Origin of the sequence: Neobacillus mesonae, from assembly GCF_023715155.1 — a bacterium.
Lineage (GTDB): Bacteria > Bacillota > Bacilli > Bacillales > Cytobacillaceae > Neobacillus > Neobacillus mesonae_A.
Window position 1 is genome coordinate 227,931 of sequence record NZ_JAMBNQ010000001.1, and the last position, 22,825, is coordinate 250,755.

The 22,825-nt window shown below is 39.9% G+C and carries 28 protein-coding genes and 1 pseudogene; 20 read left to right on the forward strand and 9 right to left on the reverse strand.

Features of this window, described 5'->3' with window-relative positions; genetic code table 11:
- Positions 1–14: 14 nt before the first annotated feature.
- Both M3183_RS01210 and proC read right to left on the reverse strand, forming a co-directional pair.
- Positions 15–1,172 carry a glycosyltransferase family 2 protein gene (locus tag M3183_RS01210; RefSeq protein ID WP_251465601.1) on the reverse strand — a complete coding sequence of 386 codons (1,158 nt, stop codon included), beginning with the start codon at positions 1,170–1,172 and terminating at the stop codon, positions 15–17.
- Positions 1,173–1,242: 70 nt separating this feature from the next.
- Entirely contained in the window at positions 1,243–2,076 is an 834-nt protein-coding gene (gene proC, locus M3183_RS01215; protein WP_251465603.1) for a pyrroline-5-carboxylate reductase, read from the reverse strand.
- 466 nt (positions 2,077–2,542) lie between these two features.
- Between proC and M3183_RS01220 the strand changes: the two genes are divergently transcribed.
- The gene (locus M3183_RS01220; RefSeq protein ID WP_251465606.1) at positions 2,543–3,502 is read left to right on the forward strand and encodes an MBL fold metallo-hydrolase; all 960 of its coding nucleotides are present in this window, start codon (positions 2,543–2,545) and stop codon (positions 3,500–3,502) included.
- 17 nt (positions 3,503–3,519) lie between these two features.
- Positions 3,520–4,317 (forward strand): SDR family NAD(P)-dependent oxidoreductase, encoded by a 798-nt coding sequence (locus M3183_RS01225; protein ID WP_251465608.1) that lies wholly within the window; start codon positions 3,520–3,522, stop codon positions 4,315–4,317.
- A 52-nt stretch (positions 4,318–4,369) separates the two neighbouring features.
- Here the strand turns inward: M3183_RS01225 and M3183_RS01230 are convergent, their stop codons facing one another.
- Positions 4,370–4,561: a YqzH family protein gene (locus M3183_RS01230; protein WP_251465609.1), complete on the reverse strand. Its 192-nt coding sequence runs from the start codon at positions 4,559–4,561 to the stop codon at positions 4,370–4,372.
- Positions 4,562–4,654: 93 nt separating this feature from the next.
- Positions 4,655–5,626, reverse strand: a complete 972-nt coding sequence (locus M3183_RS01235; protein WP_251465610.1) for an NAD(P)H-dependent flavin oxidoreductase — start codon at positions 5,624–5,626, stop codon at positions 4,655–4,657.
- Between the two features lie 224 nt (positions 5,627–5,850).
- On the opposite strand from M3183_RS01235, the gene M3183_RS01240 reads away from it, so the two are divergent.
- Positions 5,851–7,110, forward strand: a complete 1,260-nt coding sequence (locus M3183_RS01240; RefSeq protein WP_251465611.1) for a Y-family DNA polymerase — start codon at positions 5,851–5,853, stop codon at positions 7,108–7,110.
- Between the two features lie 183 nt (positions 7,111–7,293).
- Positions 7,294–7,629, forward strand: a complete 336-nt coding sequence (locus tag M3183_RS01245) for a YolD-like family protein (RefSeq protein WP_251465612.1) — start codon at positions 7,294–7,296, stop codon at positions 7,627–7,629.
- A gap of 46 nt (positions 7,630–7,675) precedes the next feature.
- On the opposite strand, the gene M3183_RS01250 is transcribed toward M3183_RS01245, so the two are convergent.
- Positions 7,676–7,882, reverse strand: a complete 207-nt coding sequence (locus M3183_RS01250) for a CDGSH iron-sulfur domain-containing protein (RefSeq protein ID WP_251465613.1) — start codon at positions 7,880–7,882, stop codon at positions 7,676–7,678.
- Positions 7,883–8,040: 158 nt separating this feature from the next.
- Here M3183_RS01250 and M3183_RS01255 point away from each other — a divergent pair.
- A pseudogene (locus M3183_RS01255) lies at positions 8,041–8,373 on the forward strand (iron-sulfur cluster biosynthesis family protein).
- Positions 8,374–8,399: 26 nt separating this feature from the next.
- Here M3183_RS01255 and M3183_RS01260 read toward each other — a convergent pair.
- Positions 8,400–9,323, reverse strand: coding sequence for an alpha/beta hydrolase (locus tag M3183_RS01260; protein WP_251465614.1), 924 nt, complete (start codon positions 9,321–9,323; stop codon positions 8,400–8,402).
- A 92-nt stretch (positions 9,324–9,415) separates the two neighbouring features.
- Positions 9,416–9,556: a hypothetical protein gene (locus M3183_RS01265; protein WP_251465615.1), complete on the reverse strand. Its 141-nt coding sequence runs from the start codon at positions 9,554–9,556 to the stop codon at positions 9,416–9,418.
- Positions 9,557–9,738: 182 nt separating this feature from the next.
- Between M3183_RS01265 and M3183_RS01270 the strand changes: the two genes are divergently transcribed.
- Positions 9,739–9,984: a YqkE family protein gene (locus M3183_RS01270; RefSeq protein WP_251465616.1), complete on the forward strand. Its 246-nt coding sequence runs from the start codon at positions 9,739–9,741 to the stop codon at positions 9,982–9,984.
- A 252-nt stretch (positions 9,985–10,236) separates the two neighbouring features.
- Here the strand turns inward: M3183_RS01270 and M3183_RS01275 are convergent, their stop codons facing one another.
- Both M3183_RS01275 and mciZ read right to left on the reverse strand, forming a co-directional pair.
- Positions 10,237–11,148 carry an aldo/keto reductase gene (locus M3183_RS01275; protein ID WP_251465617.1) on the reverse strand — a complete coding sequence of 304 codons (912 nt, stop codon included), beginning with the start codon at positions 11,146–11,148 and terminating at the stop codon, positions 10,237–10,239.
- A gap of 64 nt (positions 11,149–11,212) precedes the next feature.
- Positions 11,213–11,344, reverse strand: coding sequence for a Z-ring formation inhibitor MciZ (mciZ, locus tag M3183_RS01280; RefSeq protein ID WP_251465618.1), 132 nt, complete (start codon positions 11,342–11,344; stop codon positions 11,213–11,215).
- A gap of 71 nt (positions 11,345–11,415) precedes the next feature.
- Here mciZ and M3183_RS01285 point away from each other — a divergent pair, with 71 nt between their 5' ends.
- The 14 genes from M3183_RS01285 to M3183_RS01350 all read left to right on the forward strand — a co-directional run bounded on the left by M3183_RS01285 (position 11,416) and on the right by M3183_RS01350 (position 22,808).
- Positions 11,416–11,970, forward strand: a complete 555-nt coding sequence (locus M3183_RS01285) for an NUDIX hydrolase (RefSeq protein WP_251465620.1) — start codon at positions 11,416–11,418, stop codon at positions 11,968–11,970.
- Positions 11,967–13,133, forward strand: coding sequence for an endonuclease Q family protein (locus tag M3183_RS01290; protein WP_251465621.1), 1,167 nt, complete (start codon positions 11,967–11,969; stop codon positions 13,131–13,133). Before M3183_RS01285 ends, M3183_RS01290 begins: the two co-directional genes overlap by 4 nt.
- 121 nt (positions 13,134–13,254) lie before the next feature.
- Positions 13,255–13,902 carry a stage II sporulation protein M gene (gene spoIIM / locus M3183_RS01295; RefSeq protein ID WP_251465622.1) on the forward strand — a complete coding sequence of 216 codons (648 nt, stop codon included), beginning with the start codon at positions 13,255–13,257 and terminating at the stop codon, positions 13,900–13,902.
- 109 nt (positions 13,903–14,011) lie between these two features.
- Positions 14,012–14,479, forward strand: a complete 468-nt coding sequence (gene fur, locus M3183_RS01300; RefSeq protein WP_251465623.1) for a ferric iron uptake transcriptional regulator — start codon at positions 14,012–14,014, stop codon at positions 14,477–14,479.
- 175 nt (positions 14,480–14,654) lie between these two features.
- On the forward strand, positions 14,655–14,882 hold the full coding sequence (locus tag M3183_RS01305; protein ID WP_251465625.1) for a YqzK family protein: 228 nt from the start codon (positions 14,655–14,657) through the stop codon (positions 14,880–14,882).
- A gap of 4 nt (positions 14,883–14,886) precedes the next feature.
- Complete coding sequence (gene xerD, locus M3183_RS01310; RefSeq protein WP_251465626.1) at positions 14,887–15,780, forward strand: site-specific tyrosine recombinase XerD; 894 nt, start codon at positions 14,887–14,889, stop codon at positions 15,778–15,780.
- A 249-nt stretch (positions 15,781–16,029) separates the two neighbouring features.
- The gene (deoB, locus tag M3183_RS01315; protein ID WP_251465627.1) at positions 16,030–17,214 is read left to right on the forward strand and encodes a phosphopentomutase; all 1,185 of its coding nucleotides are present in this window, start codon (positions 16,030–16,032) and stop codon (positions 17,212–17,214) included.
- A 96-nt stretch (positions 17,215–17,310) separates the two neighbouring features.
- Complete coding sequence (locus M3183_RS01320) at positions 17,311–18,615, forward strand: pyrimidine-nucleoside phosphorylase (RefSeq protein WP_251465629.1); 1,305 nt, start codon at positions 17,311–17,313, stop codon at positions 18,613–18,615.
- A 135-nt stretch (positions 18,616–18,750) separates the two neighbouring features.
- Complete coding sequence (locus tag M3183_RS01325; RefSeq protein ID WP_251465631.1) at positions 18,751–19,923, forward strand: D-alanyl-D-alanine carboxypeptidase family protein; 1,173 nt, start codon at positions 18,751–18,753, stop codon at positions 19,921–19,923.
- A 182-nt stretch (positions 19,924–20,105) separates the two neighbouring features.
- Positions 20,106–20,456, forward strand: coding sequence for an anti-sigma F factor antagonist (gene spoIIAA, locus M3183_RS01330; RefSeq protein WP_251465633.1), 351 nt, complete (start codon positions 20,106–20,108; stop codon positions 20,454–20,456).
- 1 nt (position 20,457) lies between these two features.
- Positions 20,458–20,898, forward strand: a complete 441-nt coding sequence (spoIIAB, locus tag M3183_RS01335; protein WP_251465641.1) for an anti-sigma F factor — start codon at positions 20,458–20,460, stop codon at positions 20,896–20,898.
- Between the two features lie 12 nt (positions 20,899–20,910).
- A complete protein-coding gene (gene sigF / locus M3183_RS01340; RefSeq protein WP_251465643.1) occupies positions 20,911–21,669 on the forward strand; it encodes an RNA polymerase sporulation sigma factor SigF in 759 nt (252 codons plus the stop codon).
- A gap of 106 nt (positions 21,670–21,775) precedes the next feature.
- Positions 21,776–22,396 (forward strand): stage V sporulation protein AA, encoded by a 621-nt coding sequence (locus M3183_RS01345; RefSeq protein ID WP_251465645.1) that lies wholly within the window; start codon positions 21,776–21,778, stop codon positions 22,394–22,396.
- Positions 22,386–22,808: a stage V sporulation protein AB gene (locus tag M3183_RS01350; protein ID WP_251465647.1), complete on the forward strand. Its 423-nt coding sequence runs from the start codon at positions 22,386–22,388 to the stop codon at positions 22,806–22,808. The genes M3183_RS01345 and M3183_RS01350 overlap by 11 nt, the downstream gene beginning before the upstream one ends.
- Positions 22,809–22,825: the final 17 nt, after the last annotated feature.

Genomic DNA, 22,825 nt, shown 5'->3' on the forward strand with positions numbered 1-22,825 from the left:
AAATAATGTGCTATCTAACCTTTATCTTTCTCTTTTAACTCACTTAGGCGGTACGTTGTTCCCCGCCAAACAATTCCACCGCGTTGAAATGTCAGCAGGCTTGCCCTGATTATTGAATAAATAAATAATAGGGCGGTAATCGGCAGAACTAGAAACATAAAAGGGGAGAAAACAGTCATTCTTTTGATGATGTACACATAATGAATTCCGCTGATCATGATATTTCCTAAGCTTAAAAGAGCAACTATCTTGTGGTCCGAAAAGACGGTAATAAACGGAAGGACATTTGTAACAAATACTCCAAATATAGCGAAGAATACCATGCTGATGCGGTAATTTAATCCGGCAAACGTATTTTTCTCCAAACCGATAAATGCTTCCTTTAAAGTTCCATACCACTCGACTTCAATCAATTGCAATGCTGTGACAATTCGCTGCCGGAATCCTGCTTTTTTCATTTTCATGCCCAGCTGCAGGTCATCATCGGGGCGCATTTTAATGATTTCATGAGTGCCAAATGCCTCATAGGCTGATTTCCGTACAAGATTAAAAGCTCCGATTCCTGTGCCTATTTTGGATTTTGGATGATTTGCCATCCATGGCCGTTTATAAAAAGAAAAGCCAAATAGGAAAAAGGCAACGAATGTTTTCAGCCAAAATTTTCCAGCGGACAAATTGGGTGCTGCCGTTAAATGATCCAGCTGATATCTTTCAAAGTAATGCATTGCTTTGGAAAATGCCTCCGGGCGGTAATGGACATCTGCATCGGTAAATAACAGCCGTCCGCCGGAGGCTGTTAAAGCTCCCGTATACAAAGCATGGTTTTTCCCCAGCCAGCTTTCTGGCAGATTCTCTATATGGATGACGGAAATACGCTCATCTTTTTCCGCCAATTCATCCATCAATTCTCCTGTCCGATCACTTGATCGATCATTTACCAGAATCCATTCCACATTACTGTAAGTTTGCCTCAGCTGACTTAGAATGCTTGATTTAATATGTTTTTCTTCGTTTCTTGCCGCGACAATGACGGATAAGAGCGGTCCAGTTTTTAAGCCTTCTTCATTTTCTAATACCTCCAGATTACGCATGCCTAGAAGGGCATCTGCCAAAAAAATCAGCCAGACAATGATGCCGATAGAAAATAAAATGGTAAGTATAATTTCCATCATCCAAATCCTTTACCCAAGTTTTTTCTTTCAGTATATGAAAGATGGAGTGAAAGTACCCGTCGAAAGGCGCTTAATGAACCTTAAGCTGAGAGCATAAAGCATCTCCCATTTTCTTAGACTGGGCAGAAGCTGTCTTAATACAGGAAATAAAGGCTTGCTTGACGCCGCTTTCTTCCAGAATTCGCATCCCTGCTTCTGTTGTTCCTCCAGGGCTTGTAACTTCCCGCCTTAATTGCTCCGGCGGCTTTGAAGAATTTTTGACCATTTCTGCTGCTCCTATTAATGTTTGCACGATGAGTTCTTGCGCAATTTGTTTTTCCAGTCCGATTTCGACTGCACTATTTTCCATTGCCTCAATTAGGTAATAAATATAGGCAGGGCCGCTGCCAGAAAGTCCTGTCACTGCATCCAGCTGTCCTTCTTCTACAAAAGTTGCCAAACCAACTGTTTCGAAAAGCTTCCGTACCATTTCCAGCTGATTTTCAGTAACACGGTCATTTACAGCAATGGCAGTAGCGGACTTTCCTACCGCTGCGGATGTATTAGGCATCGCCCTTGCAATTGCCAGCTGTTTGCCTGAAAGCATTTCGATTGTATTTATTGAAACCCCGGCGAGAACAGATACAACTAACATTTCTTCCGTTAAATAGGCACGAATTTTATCAATTGCGGCAGAAGCATCCTTTGGTTTCATTGCAAGTATGACAATGTCAGTCCCTTCAAAAAGTTCATTTAAATTGTAGGATCCATTGATGCTGTATCGATCTTTTAAAGATTCTAACCTTTCTTGATTGGAATGATTGGTTACCCAAACATTTTTCCTACTCACAAATTCATTTTCTAGAATTCCCGAAATTAAAGCCTCTGCCATTGAGCCGCCGCCGACAAATGTTATTTTTTTCATAAACCTTTCCTCCCATTAGTTTTTAAACAATAAAAAGACCCTTCATCCGTAAGGACGAAAGGTCTTAGCTTCCGCGGTACCACCTTCATTTACTCCGATGAAAACTAATTTCTAAGGAGTTCACTCAACACCGTTAACGCCGGAATACGTTAGGTTTTGCCTAAATGCTCCTAAGGTAGGTTCAATGATTAAGAGGGCGGTGAAGCCTTTCAGCCTGGTTGAGCCTCACTCTCTTTCGCCATTTCTCATTTACTTGGCCTTACTCATTGCATAAATAAAAATGAATTAAAGTTTAATAGTGATTATGCAAGATATAAAGGTAATTTGTCAAGCGGAAGTTTCCGGAATTTTTCGTTATTAATAAACAGCTATGTGAAAATAATGACAAATATTGAAAAAACCGCTAAACTTTAAATATATATACCGGCACACTACTATATAACAATAAGATTAGGGAGTTTTTAAATTGACAGAATGGATTGATGGAATTGCTAAAATATCTCTGCCGACTCCGTTTCCAGTTGGGGATGTAAATGTTTATTTGATTAAAGGGGAAAGGCTGACACTAGTAGATGCAGGTCCAAAAACGGAAGAGGCCTGGGCTGTGCTGAATGATAAATTAGCTGAACTTAAGCTTTCATCAAAGGACATTGATCAAGTTATCCTTACTCATGATCACCCGGACCATGCAGGATTGCTCGATTTTTTCCCTGATTCGATGGAGGTGTATGGCCACCCATTAAACGAGCGCTGGATTCACCCTAAAGAAGAATTCATTCGTGAACTAGAAAGCTTTTATTTTAGGCTGCTTCAAAAGTCAGGTCTGCCTAAAGAGTATCTTCTGTCTGCTTCAGATGCCAAGAAAATGTTTCAATATGCTTGCAGACGCTCATTGACTGGGAACCTTCTTGAAGGTATGACACCGCCAGGACTTTCTGATTGGAAGGTGATTGAAACGCCGGGACATGCCCAAAGTCAAATTGCGCTTTTTCGCGAAAGAGACGGGGTATTGATTGGCGGGGATGTCATTTTAGCTCATATCTCACCGAATCCCCTGATTGAGCCGCCCGTACCTGGTCAAAAAGAAAGACCCAAATCACAGCTTCAGCATAATCAATCAATGATAAAACTATTGTCCTATCCGATACATATAGCTTATACAGGACATGGGGGAGATGTCTTTCAACTAAAAGAACTTGTTGAAAAAAGAATTTCCAGCCAGCATGATCGAGCGATGAAGGTTAATCATTGGCTGAAGGAAGAGAAGCTAACTGTTTTTGAAATCTGCAAGCGGCTATTTCCGACGGTCTATAAGCGTGAATTAATCTTTACCATTTCGGAAACAATTGCCCAGCTTGACTATTTAGCCTCTATTGGGGAAATTATTAGTGAGGGTAACCAGCCCGTTCTTTTTCAAGCAAAGTAATAAGAAGAGGTGAATAAATGGCCAGACAGCAATTGAAAGAAAGAACGATCGTGATTACCGGTGCTTCTGGAGGAATTGGGGCAGAGATTGCCAAGCTTTGTGCAGCGAGCGGGGCCAATCTTGTTCTTCTTGCCCGCAGTATTGAGAAATTAAAACAGCTGAAAGCTGAATTAGAATCTGATCATCAGGTGAGAGTGGATGTTTTTCATCTTGATGTTTCCGATACTGACGAAGTAAAGAAAGTGTTTCAGCAAATTTTTGATATGACCGAAGACATTGATATTCTCGTCAACAATGCCGGTTTTGGGATATTCCGCGAAGCCCATGAAGCTTCAATTGATGAAATCAAAGGGATGTTTGAGGTAAACGTCGTCGGCTTAATGGCATGCACCAGCATGGTCCTGCCGAAAATGCGTGAACGGCGATTTGGTCAAATTATCAACATCGCTTCTCAAGCAGGGAAAATTGCCACTCCCAAATCAAGCGTATATTCGGCCACGAAGCATGCTGTATTAGGCTATTCCAATGCACTGAGGATGGAATTATCGGACTATAATATTCAAGTGACAACAGTAAATCCTGGACCGATTGCTACAAATTTTTTTACTATAGCAGATGAACAAGGAACATATGTGAAAAATGTTCAGCGGTTTATGCTCCAGCCAGAATTTGTTGCTCGTAAAATTGTAGACAGTATGCTGACGAAGAAACGAGAGATTAATCTGCCTCGCTGGATGAATTTGGGCAGTGTTGCCTTTGTTCTTTTTCCGCGGACGTTTGAGAAGATTGGTAAACGTATGCTTGGCAAAAAATAATGTACAAACTAAAACCGCGGTTCGCGGTTTTTTAGTTGGAGTCGTTAAAGGTTCACTTTGTTAAAAATTCGTATACCACATCATTTACAACCTCGAATAAATCTTCTTCTGCTTCTTTCTCTTTTGCTTTTAAAATCCGAGTCGCCAGTTCCTCTAAATCACTGTTACTAATCGGTATTAAATCCGATTCATGGTATTGTTTAAAACAATTTCTAATCATTTTCACCACAAGCTTTTTTTCCAATGGAATGCACCTCACCCACATTATACCCTGTTAATGCTTGGTTGAAAGATGAAAAAGGGGGGACCTAACCTAACTGGTCTGGTCCTTTTTTAATTAAATACAAGCTTCATATTCTCTCATAATATTATCTATGATGGTTTGAACTGGCAGAATGTCCTTGATTTCATGCACTCTGGCACCAGCAAAAACAAGGCCATTCTCACAATCTCCGTTCATAGAAGTAATTAATGAATCAAGTGTACAAAAACGATAGGAACAATCCTTTAGACAATCAGTGCATTTCTTAATTTTTACCTTTTTGTCATCAGAAATAAGGTCAATGAAATGGTTCTTAATCGCACGGCCTTGAAGCCCAACCGTAGTTTTTACTAAGACCGTATCTTCCTGCCGGGCTTTGACATATTTCTCTTTAAATGTTGATGGTGCATCACATTCTTCACTGGCAACAAACCTTGTTCCCATCTGTACTCCAGAGGCCCCAATCCGTAGGGCGCGGGCTAAATCTTCTCCAGTCAGGATCCCTCCAGCAGCAATTACTGGAATTTTAACCGCTGCAACCACCTCCGGCAATATATCAAACAAAGGCCGTTCGGTACCAAGGTGTCCGCCTGCTTCGAAGCCTTCTACCACAACAGCAGCAGCTCCTAGGCGTTCGGACATCTTGGCTAGCCTTGCTGAAGATACAATCGAGATGACGGGGATTCCGGCTTCCCTTCCCCAAGCGTACATATCTCTGGAAATACCGGCACCTGATATAATGAAATCAACTTTTTCCTCAATAGCTGCTTTCATTTTTTCAGCAAAGTCATTCATAGCAAAAAGAACATTTACTCCAATATACCCTGAATTCGTTATCCTTTTCTTTGCCTCCCTTATATGCATTCTCATCTCCTTAATAGTTATTCCTGTTCCTGATATGATTCCGATCCCTCCTGCATTAGCAACAGCAGATGCCAGTCCGCTTAAAGAAATACCGACACCCATCCCTCCTTGCATGATTGGAACCTTTGGCATCATGTGTCCGACTTTTAATTGTGGGAAATCCAAGAAAAAACCCCATTTCACTTTTTATTTTTGAGAAAAATTAACACCTTTTCATTGTAGCAAGATGGTTTCAATAACAAAGTGAGTAAATTAACACCTGCTCCTAAAAGTTGATAATATTTTTATTGAGAGTGAAGTCTTTCTGAGTATCAAAAATTTTCCATTGAATACGAACGAATATTCGTATAAGATAAAGAATAGAATAAAGAACAAGTGTTCTATAAAATATTTGTGAGGGAAAAGCGATGATTGATTACAGCACATTGCCACATAATAAAATCTTATGTGTAGACATAAAGAGTTTCTATGCCAGCTGTTCTGCTGTGATGCTGGGTTTGGATCCTTTGGAGTGCTATATCGCCATTGTTGGTGACAAAGAGCGGCAGGGGAGTGTGGTGCTGGCGGCTTCACCTCGGCTAAAAAAAGAATTTGGAATCAAAACAGGATCGAGATTGTTTGAAATTCCCAAAGACCCAAGGATTCAACTTGTGGAGCCCAAGATGGCTGCCTATTTACGTATTTCCACCGAGATTACCCGCGTCTTTAACCGCTATGTTCCAAAAGAAGCCATTCATGTTTACAGTGTTGATGAAAGCTTTATCAAAGTAGATGAGGTTCTGCATTTATGGGGGGATGCCCGTACCATTGCTGAAAAAATCAAGAAGGATATTGAACGGGAGTTTCAGCTCCCATGCACAATTGGAATTGGCCCCAATATGCTGATGGCAAAGCTTTGCCTTGATCTGGAGGCCAAAAAGAAGTGGATTGCCGAGTGGACATATGAAGATGTACAAACAAAGCTTTGGAAAGTATCGCCTTTGAGAGAAATGTGGGGTATTGGCCGCCGGGTGGAAAAAACATTAAACGGTATGGGAATTTTCACAGTCGGCCAGCTGGCCCGCTATGATTTAGAAATACTGGAAAAGAAATTCGGTATCATGGGCAATCAGCTTTATCATCATGCCTGGGGAGTGGATCTCTCCGACTTGGGTGCACCGATTATCGAAGGACAGATCAGTTTTGGCAAAAGTCAAATTCTCTTAAGAGACTATAAAGACGAGGAAGAAATCAAACATGTCATTTTAGAAATGTGTGAGGAAGTGGCACTCCGGGCAAGAACCTGCCGGAAAGCCGGGAGAACAGTAAGCCTTGGGGTCGGCTACAGCCAGGATGAATTTGGCGGCGGTTTTCATCGTTCCAGAACGGTTCAGCAGCCGACAAATGTTACGATGGATCTTTACAGGATTTGTATTGAGTTGTTTCGAGAGCATTATAATGGCAAAACAGTCAGGCAGATTTCGATTTCCCTTGGCAATATTGTGGACGATGGTGAACTTCAGCTGGATCTTTTTGACACGGGGGCATATAAGAGAAGAGAACTTGGTTATGTTGTTGATTCTGTCCGCCGGCGCTTCGGGCCGGGTTCTTTATTAAGGGCTGTTTCCTATACATCAGGGGGAACGGCAAGGCGCCGGGTCACGCTTGTCGGCGGGCACAAAATGTAAAAAAGAACAGCAGAAGCGCTGGTGTTATCCCGCCTTAAGATTATGAGTAAACAAAGAGGACAGGTGGGAGATCAACTGCCCGTAAAGGTGTCCGATTGTTCAACTAACCATTAGCAGCGGGAGATGAAGAAGCCCCCACTGATGGAAGTTTCACTTTATTAGATATGGAAAGAAGGAGTACGCATGATTCGCGACCGCGGAAGAATCAAATGGACTTCCATGATGCTTCCTGAGCATGTAAAATTGCTTAGGGATTGGGTCAAGGAAGACCAGTACGAACAAAAAAAGGAAATGGATGAGCAGCAGCTGGAACGGATGGGTGAAACCTTAACTGAGGCCATCGAATTCAATCAAGATGTAACGATTACCTATTATAGGAACTACAATTATGAGATTGTTATTGGAAAAGTCCATTACTGGGATGAACTAGGGCATAAGCTCCATATTGTGGACCGCTTTGAAGAAGTGCACCGGATTTCAATGGATGCTATTGCAGATATTCGGCTGACAGCAATGTAAACAAACAAGAGCGGATTCAAAGATTTTGAATTCCGCTCTATTTATCTTACTCTGTTTTAGGCACCCGAACCTGGGACTCAAAGTGTCCTTTATGGGAACCGTCACAAAATGGTTTGGTATTTGATCTGCCGCAGCGGCAAAGGGAAAAGGAAGGCTTTGTTGTATAAACATTACCTTCGCCGTCCAGCAATTCTACATCACCAGTGACTCTCAATGATCCATTATCGTTTACCTTAATTTGTACTTTTGACATACGAACCAGCACCCCTCGTAAGAAATTTTTGTGTTTGTTAAATTGAGATTAACTGGAATTGGAGGAAAATGCAAACAATATCCTGCGAGCAAAAAAGATTCATTCTAAAGGTACATATGCTAATATCGTCATATGTTGAATAAGGAGTGATTTAAACTGTGGAAATCTTCATTACAGAAGCGGCAGCAGCTAAAATTAATGAAAAAACCGCCGGCCGCAAAGGTTATCTGAAACTGAAATACGATACAGACGGCTGCGGCTGAGCAGTCAACGGTGTTGCAGCCTTGTGGTTCACAGGCGAATTAGATGTAGATGATATCGAAATTGAAACAAATGACAGGTCCGTGTATGCTGAAAAATCAAAGCTCGTGTTCTTTGATGAACAAATGAAAATTGACTTTTCAATAAGTACAAATTGTTTTCAGCTTAAAAGTCCGCAGCAAATTCTAAATGCACGAATGGGATTCATTATAAAAAATAAAACAGACTGATCCCTAAAGGAAAGGGACAGTCTGTTTTAACCTGGTAAAGAAGCCTGATGAACATATCTTTGTAAGAATTCATCCACTACCCGCTCATAATCCTCACGATTTTCATTATAAGACTGGGCATGCCGGCCCTTCTCTGCAATATAAAGCATTTTAGGCCCCTTTTTATGTTCAAACAATTCTTTAGTCATTGAGGGTAAAATAAAATCATCTTTGCGGCTGTGGATAAATAGAACAGGATGCTTGATATTCTCAATCGCTGAAATAGGCGAAACATGGCGTATCGAATATTTATCACGAAAACGGAGAATTGCATCCCCAAGAGGAAGCAGAAGTGCTGGGGTAATTTTAAAATCCTTTTTGATGACATGGGAGAGCTGCTGTTTAAAATCGGAAAATGGACAATCTGCAATGTAAAAATCAGCACCATCCTCAAGCAGTCCGGCATATAAAAGCATTGTTGCTGCTCCCATTGATTCTCCGTGAATCCCTAAAAACAAATCCCCGCCTTTCTCATTTTTGAGCCAATCTACAACCGCTTTTAAATCGAATTTTTCATAATGTCCAAAACTTGTTGTTTTTCCCCCGGATTCCCCGTGCCGGCGATGGTCATAAATCAAGGTATTAAAACCGCGTTCAAGAAAAAGATTTGCATATTTGATGGAGTTAACTTTGGTTTCTGTTACACCGTGTGCAATAATCACATAGCGGTTCGTTTGATGCGGCTCAGCAAGCACTGCTTTAATCATATAACCGAAAGGGGAAGGAATATCGATATATCGCCTGGGCAGAGATTTTAATTGCTCTGGATTCAGTCTGCCGGCTTCTTTCTCGCGTCTTAAAATGAAATCCTCGTCCTTTTTTTTCATATACATGAGACGATTTGTAAAATAAATGCCAAGTATGAGCCAGAAAAATAAGACAATAAATAAGGTGCGAAATGCCTTTTTCAAAAAATGGGCGCCTCCAAACTTACAGATTTTAGCAAAATTAATTTTACCATAAAAAAAGCCGCTTATACTAATGAGCGGCCTCCTGAAGCTAATTATTGTTCAGAGTTCTGACGCTTTGTAGGATGAATAGCTTTTTCAACTTCTTCAGCAGAAATCATCCGCTTGCCGGTGCCTCCTGTTTCAGCATAATTTTTGCCTGCAGAACTGTATCCTTTTTCACGCTTTCGACTCATAAAAAAAATCCCCCTTCAAGATAGTATCATCTAATAAGATGCATAGATGAAAGAACGATTATTCATGGGGGCAGGTGTTTTTGCTTGCAAGCGGATATTATAAACAGCCTGCTTTTTACATGATTTTCATTGCCGGTGGTTGTATAATATGAACAAAATCTTCTTTAAAGGAGAGCAGCGATATGAAAAAAAAACAGCATAAACCAACAACTAAAAAAGATGATTCCTCTTTGACACTGAAGGATATGATTAATCCGGATTTGATAAAGAAATTAAAAGATCAGCAAAATGAGCTGAAAGTGGAGGAAGAAAAAAGGAAGGAGCAGGAAGAACAGAGAAAGCGTGAGGAGAGAAGATTAAAGGAAAAGAACAAATCGTTTGAAGAACTGTTAAATGAAAGCAGCATGAATTGGAAGGAATTTAAATAAAATGAAACTTCAATCAGTGGAGGGTTTTTCCCATCCACTGATTGTTAGTCCTGTTGTACTAACGCTATTATCGCTGCTATCGCACTGATAAAGAGTTAGCGCAAACCCGATTGGCTCAGGTTAAACTTCTCTTATACACGGTTAAGTCTCGCTGTATCTCACCAATCGGCCTTTTACCCGCTTCTTTCTGCTGGCTGCTAAGTCTTGAACAGAGGGGCTGCGGCCCGTTTAAAAAGGTGCTTGGCTCACCCTTTAACGATGGTCCTTATAAACGTTTGCTTTAGTTATTTTTTTTATGAAAGCCATTTCTTCTTCTGTTAAAGGGGTGCTCCTTACTGCTTCGGCATTTCGATGAACCTGCCCGGGACTGCTCGCACCAGCAACAATGGATGAAACTGCCGGATTTGCTAAGTTGAATTGCAATGCCGCTTCAGTAAATGAACGGGAGCCGGCAGCCTTTTCTTTTAAGGAAGGCAGTATTTCTTTTAATTCCTCTAAACTATAATCCAGATATCCTTTTTCAGAAGCTTTTTCTAACAGCTTATCACTCAACAGACCCTTAGCGAGCGGTCCGCGCGTAACCACGCTAATCCCATGCTTATGCAACAGCGGCATAGCTTCTTCCTCAGGACGCCGGTCCAGCATGCTGTACTGCATCATCACGGAAACGATATTAGATTTGTTAATATATTCTCTGATCACGTTTGGCCGGATGGAAGAAATTCCATAATAGCGGATGATTCCCTCTGCTTTTAATTCTTCAAATGCCTCGATCGTTTCTTCAATCGGATCATCAAGTGTGCCGCCGTGCAGCTGATATAAATCAATATAATCGGTGCCAAGGCGCTTAAGGCTGTTTTTCACTTCTTCCTTGATATAGTCTTTTGATGGATCCCATGTCCAGCCAGTCTTATCATCCTTCCAGCGATTACCCACCTTTGTGGCAATGACCACTTGTTCTCGGTACTCTTTTAATGCCTTTCCAATCAAGCGTTCATTTTCACCAAATTCATATAAGTCAGCTGTATCAAAATAATTAATCCCCTCTTCAAGGGCCGCTTCAATGATTCTAAAAGCAGTCTTTTCTTCCGTTCCGATGGACATACAGCCAAGTCCTAGTTCAGTCACATATAAATCAGAATTTCCTAATCTTCTTTTTTTCAAAAAATCACCCCGCACTTTTCTTACAATTTTAGTAAAGAACGGGGCAAACTACAAATATCAAGTATTATTTTGGGAGAGTCTTTTGAACCCAATCAGAAAGAAAAGTATGTTCTTTATTATATTCCTTTAACTTTTGTACCACTTCCCAGCCTTTGCCGACAAGGATAATTCCCTTCTCATGGACGTATACCTTCATCCATACCCCTCCAATTAAAGTATGGTAAAATGTATGACGTAAAGAACGGATTAGAACAGGAGTTGACAGTAATGAACAGTCTTGAAGAAAAAACGCTTCACAGCGAAGAAATATTTTCGGGAAAAGTTATTAACCTCCAGCTGCATGATGTTGAACTGCCAAACGGCAAAAAAGGAAAACGTGAAATTGTAAGACATCCTGGTGCCGTTGCTATTTTGGCTTTAACCAGCGACAAAAAAATAGTCATGGTCGAACAATTTCGAAAAGCTTTAGAAAAGACGATTGTCGAAATCCCTGCAGGTAAGCTTGAAAAAGGAGAGGAACCAGCAGGCTGCGCCCGCCGGGAATTGGAGGAAGAGACAGGTTATGTCTGTGATACTCTTGATCTGTTGACATCCTTTTATACTTCACCGGGATTTTCCGACGAAATCGTTCATGTTTTTTTAGCAAAAGGTCTGACCAAAAAGGAAGATTCTGCAGCATTGGATGAAGATGAATTTGTCAATTTAGAGGAGCTTACCTTAGAAGAAGCCCTTCAATATATAAAGGAACAAAAGATTTATGACGCGAAAACCATTTATGCGGTCCAATACTTACAATTACAAGAGGCGTTGACAACTAGATGAATCACTGCTACGTAGATTTACATATACACATTGGAAGGACATGGACAGGAAAGCCTGTTAAAATTACTGGAGCCAAATCACTTACCTTCACAAATATCATTGAACATGCCAGGCATATTAAAGGGCTCAATATGATTGGAATTATTGACAGCCATTCACCTGAAGTCATTCTTGAAATGGAAAGCCTGATTGAAAGCGGCGAAGTTTATGAGCATCCGGATGGCGGTCTTGTTTTTGGCGATTTGACCATCATCCCGGGTTCGGAGTTGGAAATCTATGATGAGGGGACGAAGGGTCCGATCCATTTACTTTGCTTTATGCCGAATCTATCAGCAATGAAGGAATTTTCGAATTTCCTTTCCGGACATTTAAAAAATATCCAGTTAAGCTCGCAGCGTATATATATAACGGGCCGTGTTTTACAAAAAAAGGTCAAAGATATGGGCGGTATTTTTATCCCAGCCCATGTGTTCACTCCATTTAAAAGTTTATACGGGAAAGGTGTAATGCGTTCCTTGACGGAAGTGCTTGATCCGGAGCTGATTGATGGGATTGAATTAGGATTGAGCTCTGATACGAAGATGGCTGACCAAATCGGTGAAATCCATAGATACCCCTTTGTAACGAATTCTGATGCCCACTCACTAGCCAAGATTGCCCGGGAATATCAAGTTATGGCAATGGAGGAACCAACATTTGCTGAACTGGGAAAAGCATTAAGAGGGGAAGATGGAAGAAAAATCATTGCTAATTATGGGCTGGATCCACTGCTTGGCAAATATCACAAAACGGTTTGTGCCAAATGTCTGCACCCTGCGCGTGTTGGGGATCAAATTTGTGAACAGTGCGGAAGCAAGAAAATTGTTAAAGGGGTGGCTGACCGCATCCTTGAGTTGAAAACCAAGGATTCAAGCCCTCCAGGACGCCCGCCATATGTTCATCAAGTGCCATTAGAATATATTCCCGGTCTTGGCCCGCGCCTGCTGGAAAAATTGGTGAATCATTTCGGAAGTGAAATGGCTATCCTCCATGAGGTACCATTTGAAGCATTAAAAGAAGTGGTGCCTGAGAGAATAGCTGTCCTGATTATAAAAGCAAGAGAAGGGACCGTGCATCTTGCAGCCGGCGGCGGCGGCAAGTACGGAAAAGTCGCAGAGCAATAAAATAGTAGAACCCGGCAGTTTAAAAAATCTGCCGGGTTTTGTTTTCTACTTTTTTTAATCATAGAATTACTAGACTGGCATAGAATGTAGTAATTGACCCGAAAGGCAGGAGGAATTAGAGATGAAAAAACGATTTTACCAGTCCGATGCAGCAAATCTATTCCGTGAACATTCCTCAATATTTTTATTTATTGTCGTTTTATTTTTAATGGGTGTGATCTTTGGCGCAATTGTTGTAAATAGTATGAGCTATACACAAAAAGAGGATCTTTTTTACTATTTATCCCAATTTTTTGGTCAAGTATCAGATGGGAAGGTTGCCGAGCAGGGTGATATGTTTATCCAAAGCTTTCTCCACAATAGCAAATTTATTGGCCTGATTTGGATTCTTGGAATTTCAATCATAGGTCTTCCGGTTATTCTTATTCTACTTTTTGTGAAGGGAATGGTTGTCGGTTTTACGGTCGGTTTTTTAGTCAGTCAAATGGGCTGGAAAGGGTTTATGCTTGCTTTTGTCTCAATCCTGCCGCAAAACATCATTACTATTCCAGTGTTTATCATTATGGCATCATTATCCGTTATTATTTCATTGAAAATGATAAAAAAGCAATTTATGAAAAAATTTGCCCAGCCAGTCATGCCGTTATTTAAGGGGTATATTATTGCTCTAATTGCAGCTGTCATTTGTATCTCGGCAGCATCGGGTGTTGAAGCTTATTTCTCACCGTGGTTTATGAAAACAGCTATTAGCACTATAGGTTTAAAATAATTATTATATAATAATGTTTATTGTCACTTATTTATAATAATTTTATTTTGACTCTCCTCCATCATCTGCTATAATGAGAATTAACAGTGGCGAGGGAGGGACAAAAGGCATGGAAACTAGACTAGAGAGAATCAAAAAGCAGTTGCACTCAGCCAGCTACAAACTCACACCTCAGCGCGAAGCAACCGTTCGAGTTTTACTAGAAAATGAAGAGGATCATTTAAGTGCAGAAGATGTGTACCTCCTCGTAAAAGAAAAATCGCCTGAAATTGGTTTAGCAACTGTTTATCGAACCTTGGAATTATTAACAGAGTTAAAGATTGTCGATAAGATAAATTTTGGCGACGGTGTATCACGCTACGATCTTCGGCAGGAAGGTGCAGCTCACTTCCATCACCATCTTGTTTGCATTGAATGTGGTGCTGTAGATGAGATACAAGAAGATTTACTTGAAGACGTTGAAGCAATTGTAGAACGCAGATGGAATTTTAAAATAAAAGATCACCGGCTTACATTCCATGGCATCTGCCACAGGTGTCAGGATAAAGTAAAAGACGAAGATACAGAAGATTCATAACCAAGGTCCTTTTTTAATGAAAGGACTTTTTTATTTTCCATCCTCTTATTCTCATTTAAATAGGTATAAAACTTGTCCGATTTGGCATACCTTTTACTAGGATATTCTTTCTAAAAGTGTAAGAAGGCAGGTAAAAGGGGATTACCTTAGCAAATTAGATTATGGGGGATGGAAAATGGTTTCATTCATAAAGTTGATCATGCAGACCTTGAAGGTATTTATCATATTCACCGGGTGCACAGTGCTCTTTTATTATGGTATTATGTGGATATCTGAAGAATATCAAAACTATCATCGCTATGATGAACCTGAAGGATCGGCATTGCGGGTTTCTAATCCGGTGAAAGAGGATAGCCCTGCCTGGCTGGATCGGCTAAAATTGTTTTATTTAAATGGGGAGTAAGGCGATGGAAGAACAAATACAACCGTTTTTGCATTTTTTAGCAGTGGAAAAAGGACTTGCGCAAAATACTATTAAGTCCTATGAACGTGATTTAAAAAGCTATATTCATTATTTAAAAGAAGTTGAATCAATTGAGGTTTTAAATTATATTCAGCGAACCCATATTGTTCATTTTCTAAAGTTTTTAAAAGACCAGGGGAAATCTCCGAAAACAGTGGCAAGGCATATTGCATCTGTAAGGTCATTTCATCAATTTTTATTAAGAGAAAAAGAAACAGAGCAGGATCCAACCGTTCATCTTGAGGCTCCTAAATTAGAAAGGACGCTGCCTAAAGTTTTAAGTTTACAGGAAGTGGAGACCCTTTTAGATGCTCCAAAACCTCATGATCATTATGGGCTGCGGGATAAAGCCATGCTTGAACTTCTGTATGCAACAGGAATCCGTGTAAGTGAATTAATCGGAATGGATGTTGAGCACATAAATATACCAATGGGTTTTATTCGTTGTTTTGGTAAGGGAAATAGGGAAAGAATCATACCAATTGGAAGGACAGCTGTGGGGGCTGTTCAGCAATATTTAGATGCAGGAAGGCCGTTATTTAATTCAAAAAATCAAAATGAACAGGCCTTGTTTTTGAATCATCAAGGTAAAAGATTAACAAGACAGGGCTTCTGGAAAATTTTAAAAAAATTAGCCCGTGAAGCAGGGATAAACAAAGAATTGACGCCTCATACGCTTAGACATTCATTTGCCACGCACTTATTGGAAAACGGTGCTGATTTGAAAGCTGTTCAGGAAATGCTGGGACATGCAGATATTTCGACCACACAAATTTATACAAATGTCACCAAAACAAAAATAACGGATGTATATCGAAAATTTCATCCGCGAGCATAATAGATTCATAGCTTTAAGAAAATTAAAAAGTTAAACAAACTGCCTAAATTAAAAAAATGTAAAGGCAGTTTTTTTTCTTGTAATTTAACATGTATTTAGTTAAATTAAAGATGTCAGACTTCTGACGAATGAAGCGAACTTTTTAGGCTAATCTTTCTTTATAGGGGAAACATATAATGGTATTGAAGACTAATGAAGGTAAGCCTTTAATCAGCTAATGGTCAGCAGGACAAAAAGGAGGAAGAAAAGATGTCTTTGCATACATACAAACGTATTTTTATTATTGTAATGGATTCAGTAGGGATTGGAGAAGCACCGGATGCTAAAGAATTTGGCGATAAAGGTGCAGATACACTCGGCCATATTGCGGAGCAGATGAATGGTCTCCATATGCCAAATATGGGTAAACTGGGCTTAAGTAATATTAGAGAATTAAAAGGAATTGAAAAGGCAGAAAAACCGCTGGCTTTTTATACAAAAATGATGGAGGCTTCAAATGGAAAGGATACGATGACGGGTCACTGGGAAATTATGGGACTTAACATTAAAACTCCGTTTCAGGTTTTTCCTGATGGATTTCCAGAGGAATTGATTTCTGAATTAGAAAAACGTACCGGCAGGAAGGTAATTGGGAACAAACCAGCCAGTGGTACAGCCATCATTGAAGAACTCGGTGAAGAGCAAATGAGAACTGGAGCAATAATCGTATACACCTCAGCCGATTCTGTATTGCAAATTGCCGCCCATGAAGAAATTATTCCGCTTGAAGAATTATATAATATTTGTAAAATTGCCCGCGAGCTGACTCTTGATGAGAAATATATGGTAGGACGCGTAATAGCTCGTCCTTTTATCGGAGAACCAGGCAGCTTTACACGAACACCAAACCGTCATGATTACGCATTAAAACCATTTGACAGGACTGTTATGAGTGAGTTGAAGGATAACGGTTTTGATGTTATTGCCATCGGAAAAATTTCTGATATCTATGACGGGGAAGGTGTGACAAAATCGCTAAGAACTGTTTCTAATATGGACGGGATGGATAAACTGGTTGAAACCCTTGATATGGACTTTACCGGAATCAGCTTTTTAAATTTGGTGGATTTTGATGCATTATACGGACATCGACGCGACCCTGAAGGATACGGAAAAGCGCTTGAAGAATATGATGCCCGCCTGCCTGAAGTATTTGCAAAAATGAAGACGGGAGATTTATTGGTTATTACAGCTGATCATGGAAATGACCCAATTGCACCTGGAACAGACCATACAAGGGAGTATGTACCATTACTCGTCTATTCAAAAGAGATGACGGAAGGCAAAGAACTTCCTCTTCGCAAAACATTTGCGGATGTTGGCGCAACAGTTGCGGAAAATTTTAAGGTAAAACTGCCGCAATACGGCCAAAGCTTTTTAGGTGAATTAAACTAATCATTAAACTTTAAAAGAAAAAAGTACTATTCAAAGGGAATAAAGTATTATACGTCTAAAATACGTCTAAATCGTTCGTAAAGTGGTGAAATGATAATGAGAATGGTCGATTTAATTGAGAAAAAACGTGATGGTCATGAACTTACGGCAGAAGAAATACATTTTATCATTCACGGTTATACGGAAGGTTCCATTCCTGACTATCAGGTTAGTGCTTTGATGATGGCTATCGTTTTTCGCGGTATGACAGAAAGGGAACGCGCAGATTTAACCAAGGCAATGGTGGAATCAGGAGATCAAATTGATTTATCACAAATTGAAGGTATAAAGGTAGATAAGCATTCGACAGGCGGTGTGGGGGATACAACTACACTTGTTCTTGGTCCCTTGGCAGCGGCTGCTGGAGTGCCAATTGCTAAAATGTCAGGGCGCGGCTTAGGACATACAGGTGGAACAATTGACAAATTAGAATCTATTAAAGGTTTTCATGTGGAAATCGATAATGAGGAATTCATTGACTTGGTGAATAAAAATAAAATTGCTGTGATAGGGCAAAGCGGTAACTTAACACCGGCAGACAAAAAGCTTTATGCACTTCGTGATGTAACAGGTACAGTGGAAAGTATACCACTGATTGCAAGCTCCATTATGAGTAAAAAAATTGCAGCAGGCGCTGATGCCATTGTCCTGGATGTTAAAACCGGTGCAGGTGCATTTATGAAGACACTTGAGGATTCGCGCGAACTGGCTCAGGCAATGGTACAGATTGGAAATAGTGTCGGCCGAAAAACGATGGCTGTCATTTCTGATATGAATCAGCCGCTCGGCTTTGCGATTGGAAATGCCCTTGAAGTAAAGGAAGCGATTGATACTTTAAAAGGAAGAGGGCCTCAGGATTTAACAGAATTATGCCTTACACTTGGAAGCCATATGGTATATTTGGCGGAAAAGGCGGATTCTTTAGATGAAGCTCGAACAATGCTTGAAAATGCTATTAAGAATGGAACAGCGCTTGAAAAATTTAAAGAATTTCTAAGCTCTCAAGGTGGAGATGCATCGATTGTTGATCATCCGGAAAAACTGCCGCAGGCAAATTATATCTTTGAACTTGAAGCAAAAGAAGACGGCTATATAGCTGAAATAACTGCTGACGAGGTAGGAACAGCCGCGATGCTGTTAGGAGCCGGAAGAGCAACAAAAGAATCCGTCATTGACCTTGCGGTCGGCCTTATCCTAAGAAAAAAAATTGGGGATAAAGTCAAAAAAGGAGAACCCCTTGTCACCATCTACAGCAATTTTGAAAATATAAATGAGGTTAAACAAATGCTGTACGAAAATATCAAAATTACTTCGGAAAAGGTAACTGCACCAACTCTCATCTATGAAGAAATAATGGAATAGGGTGCTGGAAGCCATGTGAATTTTTCATATGGCATCCGGCATCCTATTTTTTTTATTTATTTCGGTGGAAATAATTGTATAAAGTAATTTATTTTGGAAAAAATGGTGGCTATAAAGATTGGAGGGTTAATGTGAATGAAACGATTGGTTTCTGTTACAGCAATATTAGTTATGCTTATGGGTTTACCGATTACTTCTGCCTTTGCTGCTGAAGAGAAGAAGAGTTCAGAAATTGTCACCGATGTCAGCTCAGCTATTTTAATGGAAAGAGATACAGGGAAAATCCTCTATGAAAAAAATAGTAACGAAAAACTTCCGCCTGCTAGTATGACGAAAATTATGACAATGTTACTCATCATGGAAGCCATTGATAAAGGAAAACTGTCTTGGGATGAAAAAATTCGAGCCAGTGAGTATGCAAGTTCAATGGGCGGTTCACAAATATTTCTTGAACCAGGAGAAGAAATGACAACAAAAGAAATGCTAAAAGGCATTGCTATTGCATCGGGAAATGATGCCTCTGTAGCAATGGCAGAAAGAATTGCTGGTTCAGAAGAAGCTTTTGTAGATATGATGAATAAGAAGGCAAAAGAATTGGGATTAAAGCATACCTTCTTTAAAAACCCAACAGGCTTACCAGAAAGCGGTCATTATAGTTCTGCGTATGATATGGCAATAATGGCAAAAGAACTATTAAAATATGAGGACATTACAAAGTTTACGGGATCGTATGAGGGATATTTACGAGAAAATACAGACAAAAAGTTCTGGCTCGTCAATACTAATAAATTAGTGAAATTCTATCCTGGGGTAGATGGTCTAAAAACGGGTTTTACAGCGGAAGCAAAATACTGTTTAACTGCTACAGCCCAAAAGGATGGCATGCGTGTTATTGCGGTTGTTTTTGGTGCACCGACAGCTAAAGTGCGGAATGCTCAGGTAACAAAAATGCTTGACTATGCCTATAGTCAATTCCAAACACACCCAATGTATGAACGTAACCAAGTGATTAGTCAAGCAAAAGTAAGTAAAGGACAAGAAAAAACAGTGCAGGCTGTTACGAGTGAATCACTTTCCTTACTGACAAAAAAAGGCGAAAAAACAAAAGATGTTAAGCAGAAAGTGAGCATTCAAAAACATTTAAAAGCTCCAATTCAAAAAGGGGATAAGATTGGTACCATTAAACTGATCAAAGATGGCAAGGTAGTATTGGAAAGCCCGCTTGTAGCCAAGAAAAGTGTTAAGGAAGCCAGCTGGTGGACGCTTTATAAACGTGCATTTGGAATGTTTACAAAGGCGGGGGAATAAGACATAAAAGTGTCGAAAGCCGAGGTTTAGACACTTCTTTTAGCGAAAAACGACTAGTTTTGTATTTGAGGAAGGAAATTTAAACACAAAAGTAGAATTGACTCACTAACCCAGAAAAGCTAAAAGCTCCTAAAGAAGGGCTGGGCATTTTTAGCTGGACAAATGAAGGAGGACAATGGATAGTGAGTCTAACGATTGAGTTTGAAACCAAACATGATGTTTTATGTATTCGTTTAGGCGGGGAACTGGATCATCACACAGCAGATGAACTTCGAGAAAAAGTGACAGCTGTCATTGAAAGAGATGAAATTCGCCATATTGTCTTGAACTTAGAACAACTCACCTTTATGGATAGTTCAGGTCTAGGCGTTATTTTAGGAAGATATAAGCAAATCAAGCAGGTTCACGGTGAAATGGTGGTTTGTGCCATTACCCCGGCAATTCAGCGTTTATTCGATATGTCTGGTCTCTTTAAAATTGTCAAAATGGAACCGACTGAAGAATTTGCGCTGCAAAAATTGGGGGTGGCCTAAAATGAAAAATGAAATGAGCCTGCAGTTCAGTGCCCTGAGTCAAAATGAATCGTTTGCCCGTGTTACGGTTGCTGCATTTATAGCTCAATTAGATCCGACCATGGATGAGCTTACAGAAATTAAAACGGTGGTTTCAGAAGCCGTCACGAATGCAATTATCCACGGATATGAGAACGATCCAGAAGGCATTGTTTATATCACTGTGACCATTGAGGACAATACAATTGATATGACGATTAAAGATGTTGGCGTAGGAATTGTTGATGTGGAAGAAGCTCGCCAGCCATTATTTACAACAAAGCCGGACCTGGAACGCTCCGGTATGGGTTTTACCATCATGGAAAATTTCATGGATGAGGTTGAGGTTCTCACACAGCCAGGCAGCGGAACCGAAGTTAGACTACGAAAGCATTTACAATCACACAAAATGCTTTGCAATTAAGGAGACTTGCCAATGGATGTGGAGGTCAAGAACAACAAAAATCAGACGTATTTAAAGGATCATGAAGTCAAGGAGCTAATCAAGAGAAGTCAAGATGGAGATCAGGAAGCAAGAGATGTCATTGTAGAAAAAAACATGCGGCTTGTTTGGTCGGTCGTTCAACGGTTCCTTAACCGGGGATATGACCCTGATGATCTTTTTCAAATTGGCTGTATTGGGTTATTAAAATCAGTTGATAAGTTCGACCTTTCCTATGATGTGAAGTTTTCCACCTATGCAGTTCCAATGATCATCGGGGAAATCCAGCGATTTATCCGTGATGATGGAACTGTTAAGGTCAGCCGGTCACTGAAAGAAATGGGCAATAGAATTCGTAAAGCAAAAGATGAATTATCGAAAACACTTGGAAGAGTGCCTACTGTTAATGAAATATCTGAATATCTTGAGCTATCACCAGAGGATGTAATCCTTGCCCAGGAAGCCAGCCGTACACCTTCATCGATTCACGAGACGGTCTATGAAAATGATGGAGATCCCATTACATTACTTGATCAAATCGATGATGGCAATGAGGGAAAATGGTTTGATAAAATTGCCTTAAAAGAAGCAATCCGTGAACTGGATGAACGAGAGCGGTTAATCGTCTATTTAAGGTATTATAAGGATCAAACGCAATCGGAAGTTGCCGGGAGGCTGGGGATTTCTCAAGTACAAGTGTCAAGGCTGGAAAAAAAGATTTTACAGCAAATGAAGGACCGTATGGATGTTTAATTCCATACGGTCTTTTTGTATGCTGCAGCAGCTAAATTTTCTTATAAAAAACCATTTTTTACACATACTAGTTTTAAGAGAATTTTGCTTGTGGGAAGTGAGAAATTTGGAAAGAACCATCTACATCCGCATGCGGAATCGTGTTCAAACCCGCCCTAATAAAACGATTTATTTAAAAGATGCTGCCCAAATCATTGCCGATGAAAGATTGCTTCCAAAACTGCAGCAAATGATCATACACCAGTTAACTGAAAAAGAAGGAAATATAGTAATAATTGATGTTATGAAGGTGATACAGATTATTACCAGCCAATTTGCTGACCTGGAAGTTCAAACAATTGGCCCTGCTCAAACAATTATTGAGGTGGCAGCGAAAAAAAAGGGAGTTTCTATTCCTTTTTTTCTTTTAATATGGTTTCTATTGTTTTTTGGATCAGCCTTGACTCTTATGAATTTTCACGATGATGTCAGTATGAGAAGTGTGCAGGAGAAAATTTATACAATTATTACCGGCAAAAAGGACGCGAAGCCGCTGCTTTTCCAAATACCTTATTCTATTGGACTTGGTCTAGGCATGATTTTGTTTTTTAATCATGTATTTAAAAAGAGGATTAATGATGAACCAAGTCCACTAGAAGTTGAGATGTTTAATTATCAAATGGATTTGGATAATTACGTCATCATTAATGAAAATAAAGAAAGTATGAAACGAATCAATGACGATTAAAGTGATTATGATTGTTTTTTTAGGACTAGCCAGCGGGCTGTCTGTTGGAGCTGGTTTTGTTGCTTTCTTGACTGTTATGGGAATCATCCCAAGGCTGACGCAGCTTACGAAAACAATGAAAATGATTCATTCTTATGAATGGTCGGTTGTTATTGGAGCTCTAGCCGGTGTGGCTTCCAGTTTAAGAGACCCGGCATTAAATATTTCTCCCTTATTTTTAATTCCGTTAGGACTTACAGGCGGAATTTTTGTTGGAATGTTAGCGGCAGGTCTTACAGAGGCTTTAAATGTCTTCCCAATTTTAGCAAAGAGAATTCGCTTAGACGGTGAAATTGTCATTCTAATTATGGCAATTGTATTTGGTAAAATTTTTGGCTCCATTTTTCAATGGCTGTACTTTGTTCATCGTTAAAGACTTTGGAAAGGATA

Excerpts from the sequence above, each read along its gene's own strand:
- M3183_RS01210 (WP_251465601.1), bottom strand. The coding sequence starts at position 1,172 with ATGATGGAAATTATACTTACCATTTTATTTTCTATCGGCATCATTGTC.
- proC (WP_251465603.1), bottom strand. The coding sequence starts at position 2,076 with ATGAAAAAAATAACATTTGTCGGCGGCGGCTCAATGGCAGAGGCTTTA.
- M3183_RS01225 (WP_251465608.1), top strand. The coding sequence starts at position 3,520 with ATGGCCAGACAGCAATTGAAAGAAAGAACGATCGTGATTACCGGTGCT.
- M3183_RS01240 (WP_251465611.1), top strand. The coding sequence starts at position 5,851 with ATGATTGATTACAGCACATTGCCACATAATAAAATCTTATGTGTAGAC.
- M3183_RS01245 (WP_251465612.1), top strand. The coding sequence starts at position 7,294 with ATGATTCGCGACCGCGGAAGAATCAAATGGACTTCCATGATGCTTCCT.
- M3183_RS01250 (WP_251465613.1), bottom strand. The coding sequence starts at position 7,882 with ATGTCAAAAGTACAAATTAAGGTAAACGATAATGGATCATTGAGAGTC.
- M3183_RS01265 (WP_251465615.1), bottom strand. The coding sequence starts at position 9,556 with ATGAGTCGAAAGCGTGAAAAAGGATACAGTTCTGCAGGCAAAAATTAT.
- M3183_RS01270 (WP_251465616.1), top strand. The coding sequence starts at position 9,739 with ATGAAAAAAAAACAGCATAAACCAACAACTAAAAAAGATGATTCCTCT.
- mciZ (WP_251465618.1), bottom strand. The coding sequence starts at position 11,344 with ATGAAGGTATACGTCCATGAGAAGGGAATTATCCTTGTCGGCAAAGGC.
- M3183_RS01285 (WP_251465620.1), top strand. The coding sequence starts at position 11,416 with ATGAACAGTCTTGAAGAAAAAACGCTTCACAGCGAAGAAATATTTTCG.
- M3183_RS01290 (WP_251465621.1), top strand. The coding sequence starts at position 11,967 with ATGAATCACTGCTACGTAGATTTACATATACACATTGGAAGGACATGG.
- spoIIM (WP_251465622.1), top strand. The coding sequence starts at position 13,255 with ATGAAAAAACGATTTTACCAGTCCGATGCAGCAAATCTATTCCGTGAA.
- fur (WP_251465623.1), top strand. The coding sequence starts at position 14,012 with ATGGAAACTAGACTAGAGAGAATCAAAAAGCAGTTGCACTCAGCCAGC.
- M3183_RS01305 (WP_251465625.1), top strand. The coding sequence starts at position 14,655 with ATGGTTTCATTCATAAAGTTGATCATGCAGACCTTGAAGGTATTTATC.
- xerD (WP_251465626.1), top strand. The coding sequence starts at position 14,887 with ATGGAAGAACAAATACAACCGTTTTTGCATTTTTTAGCAGTGGAAAAA.
- deoB (WP_251465627.1), top strand. The coding sequence starts at position 16,030 with ATGTCTTTGCATACATACAAACGTATTTTTATTATTGTAATGGATTCA.
- M3183_RS01320 (WP_251465629.1), top strand. The coding sequence starts at position 17,311 with ATGAGAATGGTCGATTTAATTGAGAAAAAACGTGATGGTCATGAACTT.
- M3183_RS01325 (WP_251465631.1), top strand. The coding sequence starts at position 18,751 with ATGAAACGATTGGTTTCTGTTACAGCAATATTAGTTATGCTTATGGGT.
- spoIIAB (WP_251465641.1), top strand. The coding sequence starts at position 20,458 with ATGAAAAATGAAATGAGCCTGCAGTTCAGTGCCCTGAGTCAAAATGAA.
- sigF (WP_251465643.1), top strand. The coding sequence starts at position 20,911 with ATGGATGTGGAGGTCAAGAACAACAAAAATCAGACGTATTTAAAGGAT.
- M3183_RS01350 (WP_251465647.1), top strand. The coding sequence starts at position 22,386 with ATGACGATTAAAGTGATTATGATTGTTTTTTTAGGACTAGCCAGCGGG.